The sequence below is a fragment of the Haloquadratum walsbyi J07HQW2 genome (assembly GCF_000415985.1).
GTDB lineage: Archaea > Halobacteriota > Halobacteria > Halobacteriales > Haloferacaceae > Haloquadratum > Haloquadratum walsbyi_B.
Map to the genome: position 1 here is coordinate 507,939 of NZ_KE356561.1, position 1,828 is coordinate 509,766.

2 protein-coding genes are annotated in these 1,828 nt (G+C 51.1%); both read right to left on the reverse strand.

Going from position 1 to position 1,828, the window contains the following annotated elements:
- Positions 1-221: 221 nt before the first annotated feature.
- Positions 222-392 carry a hypothetical protein gene (locus J07HQW2_RS17315; protein WP_021053680.1) on the reverse strand — a complete coding sequence of 57 codons (171 nt, stop codon included), beginning with the start codon at positions 390-392 and terminating at the stop codon, positions 222-224.
- An 889-nt stretch (positions 393-1,281) separates the two neighbouring features.
- A complete protein-coding gene (locus J07HQW2_RS17320; protein ID WP_021053681.1) occupies positions 1,282-1,452 on the reverse strand; it encodes a hypothetical protein in 171 nt (56 codons plus the stop codon).
- Positions 1,453-1,828: the final 376 nt, after the last annotated feature.

Below are 1,828 nucleotides of genomic sequence, written 5' to 3' on the forward strand. Positions count from 1 at the left end.
TAAGATGGAAGTTGTTGTCGCGGATGTAATGTAGTAACTCGATTCTACCGGGAAAGACTATGATAGCCCGTCCTGAGTAGGTAATAAGAATAGACGAGAATCAGGTGGCAGCTTAGCACCTATCTGTTTTTATCCTGCCCCGAGCAGAAGATGGTGTGCGTTGCTGTTCGCAAGGGTAGGCGATCGAGAGGAAAAGATCCGTCGTTATCTCAGCGTGGCGCTCACGAGAGGAGCCCACCACTATCGTTTTGATTTGATTCCTTTTCGAGCTCGGTGAGGACGAACGGTACTTGTTGTTCAAACGTGAGATGGTGGGCGGGAACGTCGGCGCGCTCCTCAACTACCGCCTCCAGCTGTGCTTTCGCCTCCTCACTCACGCTCGGGCGTGGCATATCTCAGCATCATAGGTCGATAGTTATAAACATGAACGTGGGCGGACACAGCCACGTATTCCCGTCGCGACCGGCAGCGGTCGGCGGTGGTCCCTGGAGGAGCGATCCGTATCGGCGTGGACAAGCGCAAACACGAAACCACCCGACGGCGCGGTATTTTGTCTTGTCCGTTCGACACACCCATACGATATGATCTTATAGACGCGATGACTGGGGAGAGAGACACCACTCTCACCGAGTGTTCGGCGTGCAGTCTCATTGTTCACACATATCAGTGAGTAGGGTTCTCGTACTCCGAAGGGCATTGTCGTCAAGTCATCGGTCCATTGGAACTCCTCTCAGCTGATCGGGATGAGTCGCTGTGCTGGAACCAGTACTATCGAGCCGCCGAAGCATTGGAGTCGCTGTCTGAGGGTGCATTTACATTTGTTAACTCGTCAAAACATGGCAAGATGCTCGCTGCATGAACACTCTGAGACGTATCGGCGGTTGGTGAACAGCGTTCTGTCACCGTCGTCAGCGGGGGGCAACGGTATAGTCATCAGGATCCAGTACTCAGTAGAAGCATAGTCTCACCAAACAAACACGTTAACATTCTTTCTTACTGTCAAAAGTGAGAGTGACCTACACGTTTTAATTGATTGATACAGTGAGATAGAGACGGAGAGACGAGTTCTGTGCCCTAACGACGGTGACAGTGAGAGCGAGAGCGAGGACGTGATCCGGTCAGTAATCTCCGTCTATACAATCGTGTGTCAGCGCGAATCGCCCTACAAACTCCCCATGTTGGTGTTCGGGAATATCGGGTTTCGAGACTGCCATTGAAACCTGTCACCAAGAACGTCAGCGAGCGCCGGCATGCGTATTAATGATGTGATTGACCAACAGGTTAGATTAAAAAGAGCCCGCCGCTATCGGATTCCGATTCATCCGCGAGCTCATCAAGCACGAACGACACTTGTTGTTCGAAGGTGAGATGTTCAACCGGAACATCGGCACGATTGTCGGCTACCAGCTCCAGGTATAGCGTTAGTTCCCCGCTTACGCTGGGGTGTGGCATATCTTTGAATTACCGTTCGATTTATAAATATGTACATGATCGTACGCGCACGCACACGATTGCTTCTAGGGAGCGACAGCGAATCAGCGGTGAATTAATCGCGCCTAACGATATTGGGTGATGCTTTAGTGTCTCCTACCAATTCAGTAGAGCGGCATAACAAAGAGGGAATGGTGTGTGTGTACATGTAAGTGAGAACCCCTTCGATGGGGCAATCACATCATAATCACACAACTATGATCCCAAATGGAAAACTACTCGCGCTTCTGATGGTCTTTGGTGCTGTAGGCACTCTCGCAGCCACGGGCGCGTTCACAACTGTCGAAGCAGAACGTACAGCTGATGTCGATGTTGCTGGTGATGCAAATGCACTTCT